The sequence below is a fragment of the Pseudoalteromonas luteoviolacea NCIMB 1944 genome, assembly GCF_001625565.1.
GTDB lineage: Bacteria > Pseudomonadota > Gammaproteobacteria > Enterobacterales > Alteromonadaceae > Pseudoalteromonas > Pseudoalteromonas luteoviolacea_F.
Genome location: NZ_AUXS01000075.1, coordinates 1 through 18392, shown reverse-complemented (window position 1 = coordinate 18392; position 18392 = coordinate 1). Strand labels below are relative to the sequence as shown.

The following is an 18392-nucleotide window of genomic DNA, read 5'->3' as shown; positions in this document are numbered from 1 at the left end:
CATGAAAACATTAACTAATTTAACTGCGATGTTCAGTATCACCCTACTTGCAACTCTGATCACAGGGTGTGGCGGCGGAGGTGGCGGCTCAGAATCAAGCTCGCCAGCACCTGCGGCAACACAAACAAACACGCAACCAGCTGTGTCGACAAATGCCAATACCGCAACCAGCGAGCCACAGCAAACCGAGCCGGCACAAACGCCAGAGCAAGAACAGGCTGCGACAATGGAAGACTTTATGCCACAGGCAGAGCTTAAAGAATCAGCTGCCACTGACTCGACCGATCTGTACGTTATGCCAGATTTTAAATTTAGAACCAGCGACGACGTAACCATGGAGTTCAGCGGTGAAAATGTGTTTGGTGAATCTCTAGCAGGAAGAACAATTAAAATTTACTCGTTCGATGTAGAAGTTCCTTCTGTGGAAGATGAGTTAATGGGTAACAAAGAGCTTGTTGCTACCTTAAGATTTAACCCTTCAGGGCAGCTGCAACATACGCTCACGCTACCACAGACAGCAAAAACCATGTTGGTGCGCGTTGACAGTATGTTAGAGACAAATCAAGTGCTGTTTCCGCTCAATTCAGACGAAACAATAGTCCATACGTTTAAGTAAGCTCTCCAAGCCAAAGTGTGCTCTGCTGATGTGGAGCGCACTTTATTCACTCTTTTCTTACCTTGTTCGTGCATCACTCGCTAGATATATAATAAAAGTTGTCAGATCTTTATACTTAAACAAAAACTTTGTCTATGCTTGTCGCAGTCGTGTTTGTCGCATCATGATAATTATTAAATGTTCAGTACTTTCTACCAAAAGTCTTTGGAACTCTGAGAGTTAGGCTGCTATATCTTAATAGAGAACAAAAACTAATAAAGGAGCGCTTAAATGGATAACATAACAGGACTTAATATTTTGCTTGTTGACGACGAACCGCATATTTTGCGTTCTCTCAGCCGCGCACTGCGCTCCGAACAATATCATATTCATACCGCAGACGGTGGCCCTGCTGCACTTGAGATATTGGCAAATGAATCCATTGATGTGGTTGTCTCAGATAAGAATATGCCCGAGATGACTGGCAATGAACTACTCGCCATCATCGCCGAGCAATACCCAGATACAATTCGCATTATGCTCACCGCTTTTACCGAACAAGCAGCGCTGATTGATGCCATTAACCAAGGTAAAGTTTGGGGTTATATGCAAAAGCCTTGGGACAATGACAATTTAAGGATCACCATAGAGCAGGCACTGCAAACAAAAATGCTCATTGCTGAACGAAATATGTTACGCGCTAGTCTAAAACGCTATAAACGTGAACATAGGTCGCAGTTCCAACGCTTCATAGGCAGCTCTTTGGCCATGCAAGTCGTGTATAAGTGTATTGATAAAGCCGCCCCCAGTCGCGCAAATGTATTTATCACCGGGCCAAGTGGCACAGGTAAAGAACTCGCGGCTGAAGCCATTCATAATTTAAGCCCACGCCATAACAAAGACCTAATTTGTATCAACTGCGCTGCGATCCCTTCGGAGCTAATGGAGTCTGAAATTTTTGGTCATGTTAAAGGCGCATTCTCAGGTGCCACTAACAACCGAGATGGGGCCGCAACCCTCGCAGATGGTGGCACCCTATTTCTTGATGAGATCGGCGAAATGGATATGGCATTGCAAGCCAAGATTTTACGCTTTATTCAAACCGGGACATTCCAGCGAGTGGGCAGTGGGAAAGTAGAAACCGTTGATGTGAGGTTTGTCTGTGCGACAAACCGTAACCCCCTCGAAGCCATTGAGCAGCAGCTATTGCGAGAAGACTTATTTTATCGTCTCAATGTCATTGCCATAGATATGCCCGCTCTGTGCGACCGCGATCAAGACCCTTTGCAAATAGCCCTTTTTTACCTCAACAAATTTAGTGAGATAGAAAATAAGCTATTTGTTGGCTTTTCAAAACGCGCTGAACAACTCATATTGAATTATGCTTGGCCGGGCAACGTTAGGCAGCTTGAGAATTTGATCCACAGCGCCGTTGTGATGTCTGACGGACCTATGGTGAGTGAAGAGACGCTCATGCAGCAATTGCATTTAAAACCAAATGAAGACCTATTTAGAGCAAAAACCGTCGCTTCCGCAAAAAACACCTTGCCTACTAAGACAACCGATACCGCTTTAAATGGTAACGAGTCACCAATGATAAACAACATCGTCCCTCTTTCTGAAGTAGAGCGAATTGCCATTGAACAAGCACTGCTGGTTTGTGAAGACAACGTCGTCAAGGCCGCAGGATTACTCGAAGTCAGTCCTTCCACTTTGTATCGCAAAATACAAAAATGGGAGCCATCACCATAAAAGCCACTTTGCAAATTAGAAAATATATGCGTCGCAAATTGCAATAACAAACAAAGGAAACTGCGGCGATAAATTTTAATTACCCTATATTACAAATGGTTAAACCATTAAGTTGAGTTGGCGCAATTATTGATTGGTTTAGATATGACCGATTAATGAGAAGCGCCAATGCAATCAAGTAAACACTCTGTTTCACAACTGCTACGTAACACATCTTGGCTGGTAGGTGCTGAGGTCGTTGCGAAAGCAACTCGCTTACTCAGTATTATGGCGATGGCAGCGTTTTTAGTCCCGGTGGAATATGGCGCTGCAATGCTGGCTCTGAGTATTCACGAAGTCATACGATTACTTTTGCGTTCAGGCACTGGCGCTCAGATTATCCGCGCTAAAGAAAGCGAATTACCAGACTTTTTATCAAATGGCTTATGTATCCAGTGGGCACTGTGCATCTTGCTTTGCATTGTACAGTTAGGTGTTGCATACGCTACCCAGTGGCTGTTTCCAGAGCATGATATAACGACGTTGGTCGCGTTAATGGCATTTACTTATTTATTGTTTCCAATCGTCAGTACACGTGCATTCTTAGTACAGCGCGATAACCGTATGGCGCTATTTAGCATGATAAGTAGCTGTTGCATCATCTTAGAAAATACCACTATCGCTGTCGCTCTATACTTTGACGCAGGCTTATTATCGATAGTTTACGCAAAATGGGCCTTCGCCATACTGTGGCTGTGCGCATTTACAGTGGTTGATACATTGCCGCATAAAATTGGCTTCAAACGCAATACCTTCTTTTATTTACTTGGTTCATCAACACAGCTTGCGGCCGCTGAAGGCCTGCGTTCACTGCGCATGAACATGGATATCTTTATTGGTGCAAGATTACTATCACCAGAGTTGTTTGGCCTTTATAGCTTTGCCAAAAGTGCGGGAATTGGACTGGCAATGTCCATTAGCCAAGCATACATCACGGCACTTTATCCCTATGTATGTCAGCAACAAAAAAACACACAAACAAATCAGTTGAACCAAAAAATTATGCTGGTCACTACGGCGGTTTCTGCCATCTTTGTGTGTCAATCGGTATTAGTGCCAGTCTACGTGCCGTTTTTATTCTCAACTGAATGGCAAGCAAGTTTTACCACTACCAGTTTATTGTGCCTGATTGCTATCACCACAGTATGGTCAGATACCTACAGTGCCATGCTACGTAGCAAAGGCTTATTCAAGTTAGAAACACAGCAATGTGCGTTTTGCTTGACTGTATCGCTCATCGGTGTGCTGGCTATTGCCCCCCAGCAGCCAGACACATTTGCACTTGTTTTACTTTTAAGCAGCACTTTGTGGCTTGTATTTCCAGCTATCAACGTGCTTCTTGTCAAATTCAGCGCCATCAAAGCCGCCTAAGGAGCTTGTTATGAATACTTTAATCAACCCAACAGTTAGCGTCGTTATCCCAATGTACAACGTAGGTAAATACATAGAGCAAAGTATCCACTCGGTACTGAAACAAACTTATCAAGACTTTGAAATTTTGTGTGTTGATGACGGTTGTAGTGATGACACTCTGGCTAAAGTTGCACAATTCGATGACCCACGTATCCAAGTGATTCAGCAGCTTAATCGCGGCTTATCTGGCGCAAGAAATACAGGGATCCGCGCCGCAAAAGGCGAATACATCGCACTATTGGATGCCGATGACTTTTGGTCTGCAAAAAAATTAGAGTTACACGTCGCGCATTTAGATAACAACCCCAAAGTAGGTGTAAGCTACTGCCCATCTTTATTTGTCGATGAAGATGGTGCACCACTGGGGATTGGTCAGTTTCCTGCTTTAAAAGGGATCACCACCAAGCAGATTTTCTGTCGTAACCCTGTTGGCAATGGCTCTGCTCCCGTTATCAGAAAAGCGGTATTTGAGGCGGTAGCCTTTCAAGATGGCATGCGTGCGTGGACCCAATATTTTGATGAAGAGCTACGCCAATCAGAAGACATTGAAATGTGGCTGAGAATGGCACTTGATACTGATTTTGAATTTGAGGGTATTTCACAGCCACTTACTTACTACCGTGTTAACGCATCTGGCCTGTCGTCAAACTTACACAAACAATTTACCAGCTGGCAATATGCGGTAGATCAAAACAGAATCGGCCATGAAGATTTTTTCAATAAATATGCACCGCTGGCCAAAGCATACCAGCTCCGTTATTTATGTCGTCGTGCAATCCAATCAAGAAATAGCACGCAAGCTATAAAACTTATGCACCAAGCACTCACTACCAATTGGCGTATTCTAAAAGAAGAACCTAAGCGCACTTTGGTAACTTGGGCCTGTGCTTACTTGAGTGCTTTACCCACTTGCATTTATAACGCCATAGAAAATACAGCAATGCGCGGAGTCTCTTATATTCAAAAGTCGCACTAAACAACGTAAGGCAACTTCGGCGCCACTACTATTTAAAAAACCAGCAATCGCTGGTTTTTCTATTTTGCAAACATCCCACTCTGCAAAGTGCAAAACGCCTCTATTGAAATGCAAAACAAAATCATAAAACACTGTTTTTAAAGGATTTAGACAACTGGCCTAATTAATGCTTTATTTAAGTTAGTATCGTTTCATTAAGGAATAGACTATGACAGTCATCAGCACCATAACAAAGCTCAGTATATTGGCACTTGTGTGCAATATCGCGCTGACTGCTGGCTGTGCACATATTGACGGAACAACCGAGTTAGAAGATAACGACGACCGTTTTTATGGCCACCCTGATGCACAAGGCACGGTAATTAATCCAGCGGAGCCGGGCACGGTATTTGCCGCAGGTTTAGATTGCTCAGGCGCAAATGAGTTCGCGATTTCAAAGCAGTACCGTGTCGACAAAGCCATTGTTACGCATCCAAACAATCAAGCACCTGTCCCGGTCTTAGGTGGGAAAGATGCAAGTTCCTTACCGCTAAGTCCAGGCGATCTTATCGATATTAACATGGAGTATGGTGAAGGCTTTAATGGACGCTATATATTAGACAGCTCAGGTCTATTAGAAATGCCAGTAATTGAACCGATTTTTGCTGCTGGTTTGACTACTAAGCATTTAAGTGAACGTATTGAGCTAGCTCTGATCAGAGCCAATATTTTTAAAGCGCACACACTTGATGTCAATATCAAAGTATTAAATTTAGCAGCGATAGAAGTGCCAGTATCAGGCGCGGTGTTTGAGCCAGGACGTGTAACGATAAACGCAACGATCCCATCACAGGTCCAGCAAGAGCGTCTTGCAGCATCGGGCGATCAGAGCAAAAAACGTCTGTTGTCAGAAGCTGTCAGAACGGCATCCGGTATTCGTCCTGACGCAAAACTAGACCAAGTTATTTTAATTCGTTCTGGCTGGCAAGTTGAGGTAGATCTAACCGGTATTTTAACTGGCGAGCCAGTTACTGATTATGCATTGATTGCCGGTGACCAAGTGATTGTGCCTAGTACAGGGTGCTTTCAACCTCACTTAGTTAGGCCATCGCAAATTACTCCAAAAGGCTTTCGTGTCTTTATGTCGAATTTGATCGACTCAGCAGAGAGCAATTCCAATGCAGCCATAGGACGCTTTTCAAATAACTTGCCTTACGGCACAAGATTGTTACAAGCGGCTGTGTCTGCAAACTGTGTTGGTGGTAAATCATACACAAATGCACCGCGCCGGGTAGTGTTAGTGAGCACTCACCCAATTACCAAGCAAACGCAGGTTATCGAGCGTTCAATTGAGCAATTAATGCGTATGCCTTACAGAGATAGAATAAATCCATACGTGATGCCAAACGACGCCATCGCTTGTTACGACTCTGACATTACAAACCTTAGAGATGTAGCACAAACAGTTTTAGACTTAGTCGCACCATTCAAGGTGTTTTAGGAGGTGTATCATGGGTACAGCACTTCAAGTTACAACGCCATACAGCCGCTTTAGAGCAACGATATACCGCTGGTTACATAGACCTTATTTAGCAGCGTGTGCGATTAGTTATGTTGTTATTACGCTGTTAGTTATTGCTTATTTGCAAAAAGCACCGACCTATAAAAGCGACTTTGATATTGTTTTGCCAGGCACCGGAGCCAACAGCCAAGTAAACATTGATGAAGTTGGTCAGGTTGTATCATCGACCAGCGCGCCGTTTGGCAAAGGTTACAACCCTCGTGTCAATTATAAAGAAATGATCAAGAGCCGCAATTTGCTAGACAACGCAGCAAAAACGCTCAACTTAACAGCGCGAGAATTTGGTAATCCTAAGGTGCGCTTGACCGAGCAAACATCTATTTTGAATATTGAAACCACAGGTAAATCCGCGACGCTTGCCCAAAACAAAGCTTGGGCTATTTATGATGCGCTCCAAGCACAGCTTGATCACCTTCGTGCCGATGAAGTCAAGCGCCGTGACGAGAGTATCAAAGCTGTGTTAGACCAATATCGTGAAAGACTCAATGCCACCCGTAATAATATTATTGATTTTCAACAGCGCTCATTGATTGTTTCTGCTGAGCAATTGCAAAGAGAAACGGCAACCCTGTCTTCAATCAAAGAAAAAATGGTAATGATCCAAGCTGAAATCGGCCAAGGTGACGACTATGTCAACCAACTAAGTGTCGATCTTGGCGTATCTCCGGCCATGGCTGGTCAAGCATTTTTATTGCAATCGGACAGCGAGTTCAGGGGATATTTGTCTGAGCTCACCTCTAGTGCCTCTCAATTGAGCGAATACCGCTCACGCTGGGGAGATGGACATCCTAAAGTAAAAGCTGAATTTGCACGTTTTGAGTATTCAAAACAGTCACTCAGAAATCGCTCGCAAGGCTTAGTCGGCCCAAATGCAGCGCATATTTTTACGACGCTGGATTTAAAAAACAACCCAAAACGCGCACAACTTTTTGCTGATTTAATCAATGCATATGCAGTTAAAAAAGGCAAAGAAGGTAAATTAGTTGAACTAAACCAAGCACAAATTTTATTGAACGAAAAAATCAAGATTTATGCGCGAGAAGCAGCTGAGCTTGAGCGCCTTCAACGTGAATTTGATTTAGCCGAAGCGGTATTTACTTCAGCTGCTGCGCGCCTAGAAGCGAGTAAAGCCGACGTATTCGCTTCCTATCCAATTGTTCAGCTAATGACGCCGCCTTCGCTGGCATTTAAAGCTGTCAGCCCGAAAAAAGGCCTTGCGGTTGCAGCAGCCCTTTTTGCAATGATTTTCACATCTCTTGCTATATTTATGGTCAATAAGCGCAGAGAGATCGTGGCGCTGGTCGTTGAGAAACCAAAGGCAAAAGGATAATGCATGCTGCTACTATCGGCATTGCCCGGTGAAAAAAAAGAGTTTGTCAGCTCAGAAGAATTTGTCGTCTGGGCTGGCCTTGTACTGACCTACCCTTCTTTTTTAACTGGCACTTTGTATGTGCTTGGTTCCGTGATCGGTTGGCTGTTATTCGCTATGGTGATCACCCGCCTCTATGTTGAAGTTGATAAAAAGCACGCCACGATAAACCCGATGGTATGGCTTTGGATAATCGCTATGCTGGTGATGCTGGTGGCACTCATTATCGCGCACTTCAACTGGTCTTTGGGCATAGGAAAAACCATCAAATCTTCCATTGGATGGATGAAAGGGTGGGCCCTGCTGGCGCTCTTTCCACTGATTGGCAACCTTATTCAAATTCGAAAAGAAGTGATTGTTCGCGCTGTATGCATTATTGGAATACAAACCTTTATCTTCGCTGTCGTCTCTTTCATTTTTTATTTAGGCCGACTTCCTGGCGATATTTTTCTCTCGCCATTAAAAGTCATTGGGGGCCCTGGGGAAAGCTTTTTTATGGTCAGCTTTTACGGGATAAACCCAGAAACCGGAGCCGGTAGATGGCGCTTCTTCACGCCTTGGGCGCCCGCAGCTGGGTTTATGGCCTGTATCTATCTGGTGTTCTGCCTTCAAGAGCAAAATGCGCGCATTCGCCGCTGGGCAATCGCAGGCTGCTGGGCCATGCTGCTGCTCTCTCAATCTCGTGCAGGTATCGCCATATTTATCATGCTTTTTCCCATGGTCATGTTTAGTGACAAATTTAAAGAACCTTGGTTTTTATTTTTACTTGGCTTTTTTATCCCCGCGATTTTGTTACTTGGAGAACCAGTTTATCAATGGATCATGGATTCCTATGAAGCGGTAAAACAGCAGCGACCGGGCTCAACGCGAGTTCGTCAAGCATTAGCTAATATTGCAATTCAACGTTGGGAAGCTGAAGCGCCAATTTGGGGGCATGGTATTGTTGAACGCGGCCCTAAATTGGTTGAGAGAATGCCCATTGGCTCACATCACAGCTGGTATGGCCTATTATTTGTTAAAGGGATCGTAGGCGCGATAGCACTTGCAGTCCCTATGGCCATTACCTTTGTATATTTTTTATGGAAGTCACAAGACTCTAAAACCGCACAAACTGCATTGTGTTTAATGACCGTATTTATCTGCTACAGTTTTTTTGAGAATCTAGAGATCCTATCTTTTTTATACTGGCCAGCCCTGCTATGGTTTGGCCTAGTTTTTAAAGGAGAAAAGGCGTATCGCGCATCTAGGCGTAAAAAAAGGCAGATAGAGTATTTTCCAAATAGACGCGCGGGCCGTAAATAACCTAATTTATGCGGCTACTGAGCCATTAACCGGTGTGCCACTGTGAAACTTAAAGTCTTCATCCGGTGAGTCTATCAATGCATTTTCAATGATTTTGAATTCAGCGATGCGTGCAGCAACATCGAAGCGCTTAGGGTCAGTTGCCTGTGCAACTTGCTCAGCCAATTCAATATAATCTTGGTAATGGCGTGCTTCTGAACGTAGCAATGAGACATAAAACCGGGCCAACTCATCGTCTAAAAATGGTGCTAATTTAGCAAAACGTTCGCACGAACGCGCTTCAATAAAGGCACCTATGATCAGTTTATCGATTAACGCCGCGGGTTCAAATGTGCGCACATGTTTTATCATGCCTGCAGCATAACGAGATGCATTTAAACTTTGTACACGCAGACCTCTTTGCTGAATAATTTCTAGAACTTGCTCAAAATGATGTAGCTCTTCTTTGATTAAACGCACCATTTTTTCAAGGATATCTTGATTATAGGCAAACTCAGGTTTTGCTGTCAGACTGCCAATTAACTCATTTTTACTGGCTGTAAATTTACCATCACCGACCTTACGATATACAAAATCCTCATAGGGCTTCACCCACCCAAGCAAGGTTTTTGCAGATTCATTATCGACCGCATATTTACGGATCAAAAAAGCCGCGCTTTGCGCCGCTTTTAATTCACAGTGCATATGATCAACAAGTAATCGCTGCAAGTTTTCTGGTTTTTTAGCCTCGTCAATCCAGCTATCCGGCGTACAGGTGCCCAAAAAATCGTATATAGGAGCAAGCAGCTCTGCGTATTTGTCTAACATCATCATCAAAGTTTATAGAACTAATGACCTATTCTAACACACACCGCGCATAGCACTCTATCTTGACGCTCTGCAATTGCTCAACCTTGATTAATTGGGATCAAACAAACAAGTCATTTAACTCGAGTTTCTTGACAAAATTTAACCAATATTTCATATGTTAATTGAAGTAGTGTAAAAAACACCCAAAAATAAAGAGAGGCTTTGTATGATTTTAAACCATTTGTGGGGGCTCTATGCGCACCCAATCGAGGAATGGCAAACGATTGACAATCATCATGAAAATGCCACATTTAGTCTATCTCATATGATATTGATCGCGCTTATTCCAAGTATCATGGGGTATATTTCTTCGGTCCATTTAGGCTGGAAAATAGGCGCGGGTGACGCAGTTTATCTCACACACGACAGTGCCTTGTTGATTGCCATAGCCATGTATTTTGCCCTGATCATTGGCGTATTTGCACTTGCTTACTTAGCTCACTGGATGGCGGTGACTTTTGGTGCTGCGCCAACCTTTACACAAACATTAGAATTAGCAGCCTATACTTCAACACCACTCTTTATGTCTGCTATTGCGGCCGTTTACCCTGAACTGTGGTTTGTGGTCAGTATTGGCATTGCCTCTGTAGCCTACTCTGTCTACTTGCTTTATACAGGCGTGCCAATTCTAATGCATATACCTGAGGAACGCGGTTTTATCTATGCAAGCTCAATGGTGACATGTGGGCTTATTTTATTAGTTATCATTTTGGCTGCCACAGCGATTTTATGGACGAATGGCATAATTAGCCCTACATTTACTTAGGGGAGCGTTGTGATTGACGCTTCCTTTGCTTTTATCCTAAAAACGAAATCAAACTAAAAGGGCGATGGTATTAACCATCGCCCTTTTTTACATCTTCAGTGTGACGCTAAGACTATTCGCCTTCGCCCGTCTCTTGATTATGTAGCTCAAGACTTGCAGACATTGCCTTTTCTCGCGTCGACTTAGCTGAGTCATTTCTCAACGCATCAACACGATTCAAGTATTCTTGGTCAACATCACCAGTAATATATTGGCCATCAAATACTGAAGTCTCAAATTGACTGATCTCTGGGTTTTCAATGCGAACCGCTGCGATCAAATCTTCGATTGATTGGTAAATCAAACCGTCAGAGCCAATGCTCGCATTGATGTCTTCTAACTCTCGACCATGTGCAATTAGCTCAGATGCCGATGGCATATCGATACCATATACATTCGGGAAACGCACCTCTGGCGCCGCAGATGCAAAGTACACATTCTTTGCCCCAGCTTCTCTGGCCATTTCTACGATTTGCGCAGAAGTTGTACCACGTACAATCGAATCATCAACAAGCAGTACATTCTTACCGACGAATTCTCGGTCGATTGCATTTAACTTTCGACGTACAGACTTTTTGCGCTGCTCCTGCCCTGGCATGATGAAGGTACGGCCGATATAGCGGTTTTTCACGAAACCTTGGCGATATGGCAGCTCTAGTACGGATGCAATTTCCAGAGCAATATCACATGACGTTTCAGGAATTGGGATAACCACATCGATGTCTTTATCCGCCCATTCGCGCTGGATCTTTTCACCTAACTTAGTACCCATGTTTACACGTGACGCGTATACCGACATATTGTCGATGGTAGAATCTGGACGCGCAAAATATACAAACTCAAATATACATGGTGCTAACATTGTTTTATCAGCGCACATCTTTGAGAAGAACTGCCCATCTTCTGTCACGTAAATTGCTTCGCCTGGTGCAACATCACGTACAAAGTCGAAACCATCTATCGCAAGTGCAACACTTTCAGAAGCGAACATATACTCTGTGCCATTATCAGTATCACGTTTGCCGAATACCAACGGACGAATACCGTGTGGGTCACGAAATGCCAACATGCCATGACCAATGATCATCGCGATGCTTGCATAACCACCTGAGCTCTGCTCATTTACAGCTGCAATAGCTGTGAACATATCGTCTGCATCAAGCTTCATTTTATCGCTGCGACCCAGCTCATAGGCAAGGATATTTAACAGGATCTCTGAATCCGATGTCGTATTTACATGTCGTCTAGCCTTGGTAAATAAACGCTCTTTCAACTCAGCTGCATTGGTTAGGTTACCATTGTGTGCTAAAGAAATACCAAAAGGAGAGTTTACGTAAAAAGGCTGCGCTTCTGCTGAGCTAGAAGAACCAGCCGTTGGATAGCGCACATGACCTATGCCAATATTGCCCTGTAGTCGTTTCATGTGACGCGTATGGAACACGTCCTTAACCAAGCCGTTCGCTTTGCGAAGGCTAAACGTATTGTTGTCAATGGTAATGATGCCAGCTGCATCTTGACCGCGGTGTTGCAAAACAGTTAAGCCGTCATACAATGCCTGATTAACAGGTGATGTTCCGACTATCCCAACGATACCACACATTAAAAAATTCCTCGCCGATTAACGGTTTGCTGAATTTAAAAAGCTCGAATTATTTTCCAAATATGAAAAAAACCATTCAATAACAAATCCAAATTCAGGGATTACTACCGATGACTTCCACCAATCTGTATCTGGGGCTTTAGTGAAAGCATCGAGAAAAAACAACAGGGCGCTGACCACTAGCACGCCACGCATCGCACCAAATAAGATGCCAACAATACGATCTGTGCCAGACAATCCGGTACGCTGTACCAGCTCGCCCAATATAAAATTAACCAATCCACCTAATACCAGCGTTGCGACAAATAGTATGGCTATTGCTGCTGCGTTTCTCAAAAGGGGTTCTGAAACAAAGGTAAGGAAAGTGGATAGATATTGATAAAATAGACTGGATATAAAGAATGCGCCAACCCAAACTACAAGGGACATAGCTTCTTTTACAAAGCCGCGTATTAGGCCAAAAAAGGTAGAAATACCGACAACTGTAAATATGGCGTAATCAACCCAAATCATAATAACCAACAAGTCGTTAATTTTGGGCGCATTTTATAAGACACGCCCTAGAATTGCCAGATCAATTTGCAACCTTGAACTGGGTAAGCCTACCATTAAGCTTGGTTAACTTCTTTAGTTCTGGTAACTTAGCTTCAAGTTTTTGCTTATTTAAATCTGGTCCGACAAACACCTTGGTCAGGGTACCATTAGGCGTTTTGACAGGGCGCGTAAAAGTTTTAAAACCATTTAGTTTCAGTTTAGCGATCAGTGCATCCACATTAGCTTTATGTGAAAAACTACCTAATTGAATCACATAGGCCATTTTTGAAAAATTAGAATCTTCAGTTCGTGCCAGTTTTGGCTCTTTTGTCTGCGCTGTGACTACTTGCTTTGGCTTGCTCACTTGTTCAGTAATTGGCTGCTCAGCTTTTGGTGTGGGTGATTGCTCAATACCACTTGGTTTAGCCTCAGCATTTGAATCAGTCTCTTTTAACTGCGCAACAGTCTGACTTTCTAATGCACTATCTTCTGATTCTGAGTCAGCAGTGCTGTCGACAGGCAGTTGTGTGTCGACATCATCTGCGGTGATCTCTTCAACAACTTCAGCTTTTGGCTCAGGAGCCATCTGAGCTCGTGCGTCAATAGGCTTTTGCAGATCAATAGATTTGAATTCTGGACGCTCAGGAATTTGTTGAAACCCTTCTTTATAATGCACTTTTTCGCCGTCCAAAATATTTGGAATAAAAACGATCGCAGCAATAACTATGATGCTGGTGCCTACAAGGCGGTTTACAAATCCTGAGTTCACGTTTTACTCTCTATTTTTCCAATACTGTATTGCGTCTGCAACGGTAAAGAACGAGCCAAAAATAATCAGCGCTGAGATGTTATCTTGCGCAGGAAGCATTGCATCTAGTGCCTCACAGACACTTTCAAACGCATGGATCTCTTCTTGTTGCGTATTAACCAATGCCTGGCGCATATTTTCTGCGCTTTCTGCACGAGGTCCACTGAGGGCTGCACATGTCCAATTATCGACGGCATCACCTAGTTCATCGATCACCGCGGCTTTGTCTTTATCAGCAAGCATAGCGACTAAGGCGTTAATTTTAAAGCCCTGATTTTTGAGGTTAAGCAGCTTTGAACGTAAATAACGTGCAGATTCAGGGTTGTGCGCGACATCGGTGTATACCAAAGGCGTGGTACTTAATTTCTGAAAACGGCCTTCCACTTGCAAACTGTCCAGTACATCACGTACCTTTTGCTCAGCAGGTAATAAATTCAAGTGTGCTAAGGCAGTCAGAGCAGTGGCAACATTTTGTGCAGGGATTGCAGGTTGAGAAAGCGTAAAATCATAATCTAGATACTGCCAACGCAGGCCTCTTTCAAGAGGAGTAAAATAGAAATCGCGCTTGGATAAAACCATTTCAGCCTCAATTTCTAAACCGTAATCCGTCACTGTATGGGGAATATTCAAATCGCCCACAATTGCAGGTGTGTTGGTTCTGAAAATACCGGCTTTATCATAGCCAACCAGTTCGCGTGTATCGCCCAAGTACTCTTTATGATCAAGATCTATCGTCGTGATAATACTAGCATACGGAGTGACAATATTGGTTGCGTCGTATCGACCGCCCAGACCGACTTCAAGTAACACATAGTCCACTTCGTAGCGCTTAAAAAGTGCAAGCGCGCCTAATGTACCATATTCAAAGTACGTCAACTGCGTCTCGCCTCTACCCTGCTCTAGCTGATAGAAAGCGTCAACGTGATCTTGGTCCTCTAATTCTTGGCCATTGATACGAACTCGCTCGTTATAACGAATAAGATGAGGAGATGCATATGTACCAACCGAGTAGCCTTGAGCTAACAGCATCGCTTCCATACAGCGCGCGGTTGTGCCTTTGCCGTTGGTTCCACCTATCAAGATGATTTTACTGGGTGTGTCGAGTAAGTGAATATTATTGGCGACTTGAGCAACACGTTCTAACCCCATCTCAATGTTGGCAGGGTGTAGTTGCTCTAAATAACAAAGCCAATCATCTAAACTCGATGATTGGCTAGGTTTGATGTGTGACATAGCTAGCTCAATTTCGAAAAATTTACGCTACTCTATGCTCTTGTTCTGTAGAAGGCAAGTCCATAAACTTAGAAATCATACGTGCTAGAGAGTCACGCATTTCACGACGGTCAATAATCACATCAATAGCACCGTGCTCTAGTAAAAACTCACTGCGCTGGAACCCTTCAGGTAAGGTTTCACGTACTGTTTGCTCGATAACACGAGGGCCAGCAAAACCGATCAATGCTTTTGGTTCACCCACGTTGATGTCACCAAGCATTGCTAATGAAGCTGATACACCACCCATCGTTGGGTTAGTTAACACAGAGATAAACGGTAGGCCCTGCTCGCTCATTTTTGCAAGTGCAGCACTGGTTTTAGCCATTTGCATTAGTGAGAATAACGCTTCTTGCATTCGTGCACCGCCTGATGCAGAGAAACAAATTAATGGCATATTATGCTCAAGACACTCATTGACGGCTGCTACAAAACGCGCACCTACAACAGACGCCATAGAACCGCCCATGAATGAGAATTCAAATGCAACAGCAGCAACTGGCATGCCTTTCAAGCGACCTTTCATCGCGATCAGAGCATCTTTTTCACCACTGACCTTTTGTGCTGCGGTGATACGATCTGAGTACTTTTTAGAGTCTTTAAACTTGAGAACATCTTGAGGCTCAAATTGTGTGCCTAATTCAACTAGTTCACCATCATCCAGGAAACGTGTTAGGCGCTCACGAGCTGAAATTCGCATATGATGATCACACTTAGGACATACATATAGCGACTTTTCTAGTTCAGCTTTATATAAGATTGAATCACAGGCCGTACACTTTGCCCAGACACCTTCCGGTACCTCTTTCTTACCTGCCGATTTAGCAGCTTTAGGCAAGATTTTTTCTAACCAACTCATTGGCAACTCTCTTGTCTTTATTCTGTATATTAGTCTGTGCACACAGACAGATTTTCCCAATTAAAACATGTTTAAGGCAACAGCGGTATAAAAAACTGGTCTTAGTAGTCTTAACAAGTAATAGACGTATGAGGAACTGATATTTTAATGCACACAACATAGACAGCTACTTGCTAAAATTAAATAGCTTATGCATGGCTACCAGCTTCTCTGTAATTTTTATTGTTTAATCTCGACTTCCGGCAAAAATAGCGGACCCACAGACATTTTCGGGATCCCCCACTTTTCTGGGTAATCAACATCTACTAGGTATAGGCCATTAGGTTTTGCTGTTGCACTAGCCTGTGTTCTATCCTTTACCGCCAACAATTCAGCCATCCACTCTGGAGACTGATCACCAATTCCAATATCTAGTAAGCACCCTGTGATATTTCTAACCATATGGTGCAAAAATGCATTCGCTTTGATGTCTATTACGACATAGTCACCAAACCTGTTGACCTGAAGGTGGTGAATATTTCGAAACGGTGTATTAGACTGGCAATGCACGGCTCTGAAAGAAGTAAAGTCTTGTTCACCGAGCATATGTGGACATGCAGCCTGCATTCTTTCAACATCTAAAGGGTAGTGAAAGTGCGTTACTCCATTTCTTAAAATGCCAGGGCGATAAGTATGGTTATATATCACATAACGATAGCGCCTTGCTGTGGCACTAAAGCGAGCATGAAATTCATCATCAACCTGTTGGGCAAATCGTACCGCAATGTCGTCCGGTAATTGCGAGTTCATACCAAGTGTAAATGCACTCATTTCGCGCTCGGCATCGGTATCAAAATGTACTAATTGCCCAGTCGCATGCACACCGGCATCAGTTCGACCTGCGCACACAATTTCGACGGGGTGGTTACAGATCCGCGAAAGCGCTGTTTCAATTTCTTCTTGGACACTACTTACATGACTTTGACGTTGCCAACCTGAGTAGTTGCCACCGTTATACTCGATACCTAGTACTACACGCATACACTTGCAAACTCTTCACTAAATTATAGTCGGGCATTTTATGCTATTGGCAAAGGGAAGAAAAGCAAAGGGGGCGATATCGCCCCCTTTGTTAATTATCCCACACTATTTTATTTGCTCTTTTAGCAACCGGGCTTCAGCTTGTACCGATTCAGGGCCATTTTCCATGACTTCCTCCAAGGCTGAAACTGCCGAGTCAAAGTCTTCTATTTCCAGATACGCCCGTGCCAAATCTAGTTTTGCTGAGAAACCATCTTCTTCTAAATCAACATCCTTAGGGTTATCTCCTGCTAGCAAATCTTCGAAGTCATCAAGACCGACATCCATATTTGGCTCTTGGTAAGGCTCCTCTGTGGTAAGAACATCATCGCTTTGTGCAATCAAGTCTTCAATTTCCACAAAGTCTTCCGGCATTGATTCTTCATGACTCTGCTCTAAATCATCTTCAATCTCGAACTGTTCATCTAGGTCTTCACTTAACAATGCATCGAAGTCGACTTCCAATTCAGGTTCTTGTACGTTTCCTGTCAGCTCTTCTGGCTCAGCATATTCATCCAATAAAGCATCAAAATCCGTACCTTCTAAATCTGCCATAAATTCATCTTCGATGGCACTTTCATCGATATCTATTGAACTTTCTTGCTCATCGCTGCCCGCCTCTGCAACCTCTTCTAACTCCGCTAAAAATGCTTCTGGGTCAATACTGGTTTCTTGATCGACTGCCAATTCTGAGGTTGCTATTTCATCATTTTCATTCGACGAATACGTTTCTGAGCTTTCAGCCTCTAAAGAGGCCAATGCAGCAGACTCATCAAAAGGCGTATCGAGATCGATTTCCAACTCTTGTTCAGATATCGGAAGCTCTGTATTTTGAGGGGCTTCGCTACTCGGTAATTCCTCATCCATAGCAGCCAGCGCAGCATCTTCATCAAATGGCGTATCTAAATCAATGCCCAAGTCGCCCAGCTCATCTTCAACTTCTGAAGGTAGCTCACTCTCTTCAGTCTCCATAAAAGGAGGCTGTGTCACATCATCACTAATATTACTCTCAGAGATAGCATTTGGTGCTTCATCAAAATCATCGAATAAATCATCTAATTCATCACCAAATGACTCTTCTAAATCGCCTTCAATGTCTGCATTTAAATCGCGTTGGCTATCTAAGCTCTGAGCTAATTGGCGCTCAGTTTCACTCATGCCCTCTGATTGAGGCTCATCATCCAATGAAATTTCAGGCTCATCAACCTCTTCTAATTCAAGCTCGGGGTAACTTTCTAGCTGCGCACTTGGTGTAACAAAGTCTTCTTCTGGAAGAGACTCCTCCGCAAGCAAATCTACCTCATCACCAAGAGGATCATCACCTAAGTCGATCTCAACATCTTCAGCCATCAGCTCGTCATCGAGAGAAGCAAGCTCCTCTTCAGCCTCCAATGCATCCAACATATCATCGACATTTTGTGGTTCAGTGCTTTCGATGTCTTGTAAAAGCTCGTGCGGCTCGATTTCCAGCTCTGGCTCTGCTTCTAGTTCTGGCTCTGCTTCTAGTTCTGGCTCTGCTTCGAGTTCTGGTTCAGCTTCTAGTTCTGGTTCAGCTTCTAGCTCTGGTTCTGCTTCTAGCTCTGGCTCTGCTTCTAGTTC

16 protein-coding genes are annotated in these 18392 nt (G+C 43.6%); 8 read left to right on the top strand and 8 right to left on the bottom strand.

Translation table 11 applies throughout. The annotated features are described in order from the left end of the window. Position 1: 1 nt before the first annotated feature. The 7 genes from N483_RS22635 (at position 2) to N483_RS22605 (ending at position 9007) form a co-directional block, all read left to right on the top strand. A complete protein-coding gene (locus N483_RS22635; protein WP_023397179.1) occupies positions 2–616 on the top strand; it encodes a hypothetical protein in 615 nt (204 codons plus the stop codon). A gap of 270 nt (positions 617–886) precedes the next feature. After that, the gene (locus N483_RS22630) at positions 887–2347 is read left to right on the top strand and encodes a sigma-54-dependent transcriptional regulator (protein WP_023397180.1); all 1461 of its coding nucleotides are present in this window, start codon (positions 887–889) and stop codon (positions 2345–2347) included. A 168-nt stretch (positions 2348–2515) separates the two neighbouring features. Continuing rightward, on the top strand, positions 2516–3757 hold the full coding sequence (locus tag N483_RS22625) for an oligosaccharide flippase family protein (protein WP_023397181.1): 1242 nt from the start codon (positions 2516–2518) through the stop codon (positions 3755–3757). Between the two features lie 10 nt (positions 3758–3767). Continuing rightward, the gene (locus tag N483_RS22620; protein WP_023397182.1) at positions 3768–4775 is read left to right on the top strand and encodes a glycosyltransferase family 2 protein; all 1008 of its coding nucleotides are present in this window, start codon (positions 3768–3770) and stop codon (positions 4773–4775) included. A 208-nt stretch (positions 4776–4983) separates the two neighbouring features. Next, a complete protein-coding gene (locus N483_RS22615) occupies positions 4984–6255 on the top strand; it encodes a polysaccharide biosynthesis/export family protein (protein ID WP_023397183.1) in 1272 nt (423 codons plus the stop codon). 10 nt (positions 6256–6265) lie between these two features. Continuing rightward, a complete protein-coding gene (locus N483_RS22610; protein WP_023397184.1) occupies positions 6266–7666 on the top strand; it encodes a GumC family protein in 1401 nt (466 codons plus the stop codon). Positions 7667–7669: 3 nt separating this feature from the next. Continuing rightward, entirely contained in the window at positions 7670–9007 is a 1338-nt protein-coding gene (locus tag N483_RS22605) for an O-antigen ligase family protein (protein ID WP_023397185.1), read from the top strand. A gap of 6 nt (positions 9008–9013) precedes the next feature. On the opposite strand, the gene miaE is transcribed toward N483_RS22605, so the two are convergent. Then, positions 9014–9814 carry a tRNA isopentenyl-2-thiomethyl-A-37 hydroxylase MiaE gene (gene miaE, locus N483_RS22600; protein WP_036974862.1) on the bottom strand — a complete coding sequence of 267 codons (801 nt, stop codon included), beginning with the start codon at positions 9812–9814 and terminating at the stop codon, positions 9014–9016. A gap of 208 nt (positions 9815–10022) precedes the next feature. Here miaE and N483_RS22595 point away from each other — a divergent pair, with 208 nt between their 5' ends. After that, the gene (locus tag N483_RS22595) at positions 10023–10622 is read left to right on the top strand and encodes a Yip1 family protein (protein WP_023397187.1); all 600 of its coding nucleotides are present in this window, start codon (positions 10023–10025) and stop codon (positions 10620–10622) included. Positions 10623–10734: 112 nt separating this feature from the next. Here the strand turns inward: N483_RS22595 and purF are convergent, their stop codons facing one another. The 7 genes from purF to N483_RS22560 form a co-directional block, all read right to left on the bottom strand. Beyond that, a complete protein-coding gene (gene purF, locus N483_RS22590; RefSeq protein ID WP_023397188.1) occupies positions 10735–12261 on the bottom strand; it encodes an amidophosphoribosyltransferase in 1527 nt (508 codons plus the stop codon). 18 nt (positions 12262–12279) lie between these two features. Next, positions 12280–12774 (bottom strand): CvpA family protein, encoded by a 495-nt coding sequence (locus tag N483_RS22585; protein ID WP_023397189.1) that lies wholly within the window; start codon positions 12772–12774, stop codon positions 12280–12282. A 61-nt stretch (positions 12775–12835) separates the two neighbouring features. Then, a complete protein-coding gene (locus N483_RS22580; RefSeq protein WP_023397190.1) occupies positions 12836–13564 on the bottom strand; it encodes an SPOR domain-containing protein in 729 nt (242 codons plus the stop codon). 3 nt (positions 13565–13567) lie between these two features. Then, a complete protein-coding gene (gene folC / locus N483_RS22575) occupies positions 13568–14836 on the bottom strand; it encodes a bifunctional tetrahydrofolate synthase/dihydrofolate synthase (protein ID WP_023397191.1) in 1269 nt (422 codons plus the stop codon). A gap of 22 nt (positions 14837–14858) precedes the next feature. Beyond that, the gene (gene accD / locus N483_RS22570) at positions 14859–15734 is read right to left on the bottom strand and encodes an acetyl-CoA carboxylase, carboxyltransferase subunit beta (RefSeq protein WP_023397192.1); all 876 of its coding nucleotides are present in this window, start codon (positions 15732–15734) and stop codon (positions 14859–14861) included. Between the two features lie 219 nt (positions 15735–15953). Next, positions 15954–16754: a tRNA pseudouridine(38-40) synthase TruA gene (gene truA, locus N483_RS22565; RefSeq protein WP_023397193.1), complete on the bottom strand. Its 801-nt coding sequence runs from the start codon at positions 16752–16754 to the stop codon at positions 15954–15956. Between the two features lie 105 nt (positions 16755–16859). Continuing rightward, on the bottom strand, positions 16860–18392 hold a 1533-nt coding region (locus N483_RS22560; protein WP_331245867.1), incomplete at its 5' end, for a FimV/HubP family polar landmark protein.

Excerpts from the sequence above, each read along its gene's own strand:
- N483_RS22615 (WP_023397183.1), top strand. The coding sequence starts at position 4,984 with ATGACAGTCATCAGCACCATAACAAAGCTCAGTATATTGGCACTTGTG.
- N483_RS22635 (WP_023397179.1), top strand. The coding sequence starts at position 2 with ATGAAAACATTAACTAATTTAACTGCGATGTTCAGTATCACCCTACTT.
- folC (WP_023397191.1), bottom strand. The coding sequence starts at position 14,836 with ATGTCACACATCAAACCTAGCCAATCATCGAGTTTAGATGATTGGCTT.
- N483_RS22625 (WP_023397181.1), top strand. The coding sequence starts at position 2,516 with ATGCAATCAAGTAAACACTCTGTTTCACAACTGCTACGTAACACATCT.
- N483_RS22585 (WP_023397189.1), bottom strand. The coding sequence starts at position 12,774 with ATGATTTGGGTTGATTACGCCATATTTACAGTTGTCGGTATTTCTACC.
- purF (WP_023397188.1), bottom strand. The coding sequence starts at position 12,261 with ATGTGTGGTATCGTTGGGATAGTCGGAACATCACCTGTTAATCAGGCA.
- N483_RS22620 (WP_023397182.1), top strand. The coding sequence starts at position 3,768 with ATGAATACTTTAATCAACCCAACAGTTAGCGTCGTTATCCCAATGTAC.
- truA (WP_023397193.1), bottom strand. The coding sequence starts at position 16,754 with ATGCGTGTAGTACTAGGTATCGAGTATAACGGTGGCAACTACTCAGGT.
- N483_RS22610 (WP_023397184.1), top strand. The coding sequence starts at position 6,266 with ATGGGTACAGCACTTCAAGTTACAACGCCATACAGCCGCTTTAGAGCA.
- miaE (WP_036974862.1), bottom strand. The coding sequence starts at position 9,814 with ATGTTAGACAAATACGCAGAGCTGCTTGCTCCTATATACGATTTTTTG.
- N483_RS22595 (WP_023397187.1), top strand. The coding sequence starts at position 10,023 with ATGATTTTAAACCATTTGTGGGGGCTCTATGCGCACCCAATCGAGGAA.
- accD (WP_023397192.1), bottom strand. The coding sequence starts at position 15,734 with ATGAGTTGGTTAGAAAAAATCTTGCCTAAAGCTGCTAAATCGGCAGGT.
- N483_RS22630 (WP_023397180.1), top strand. The coding sequence starts at position 887 with ATGGATAACATAACAGGACTTAATATTTTGCTTGTTGACGACGAACCG.
- N483_RS22605 (WP_023397185.1), top strand. The coding sequence starts at position 7,670 with ATGCTGCTACTATCGGCATTGCCCGGTGAAAAAAAAGAGTTTGTCAGC.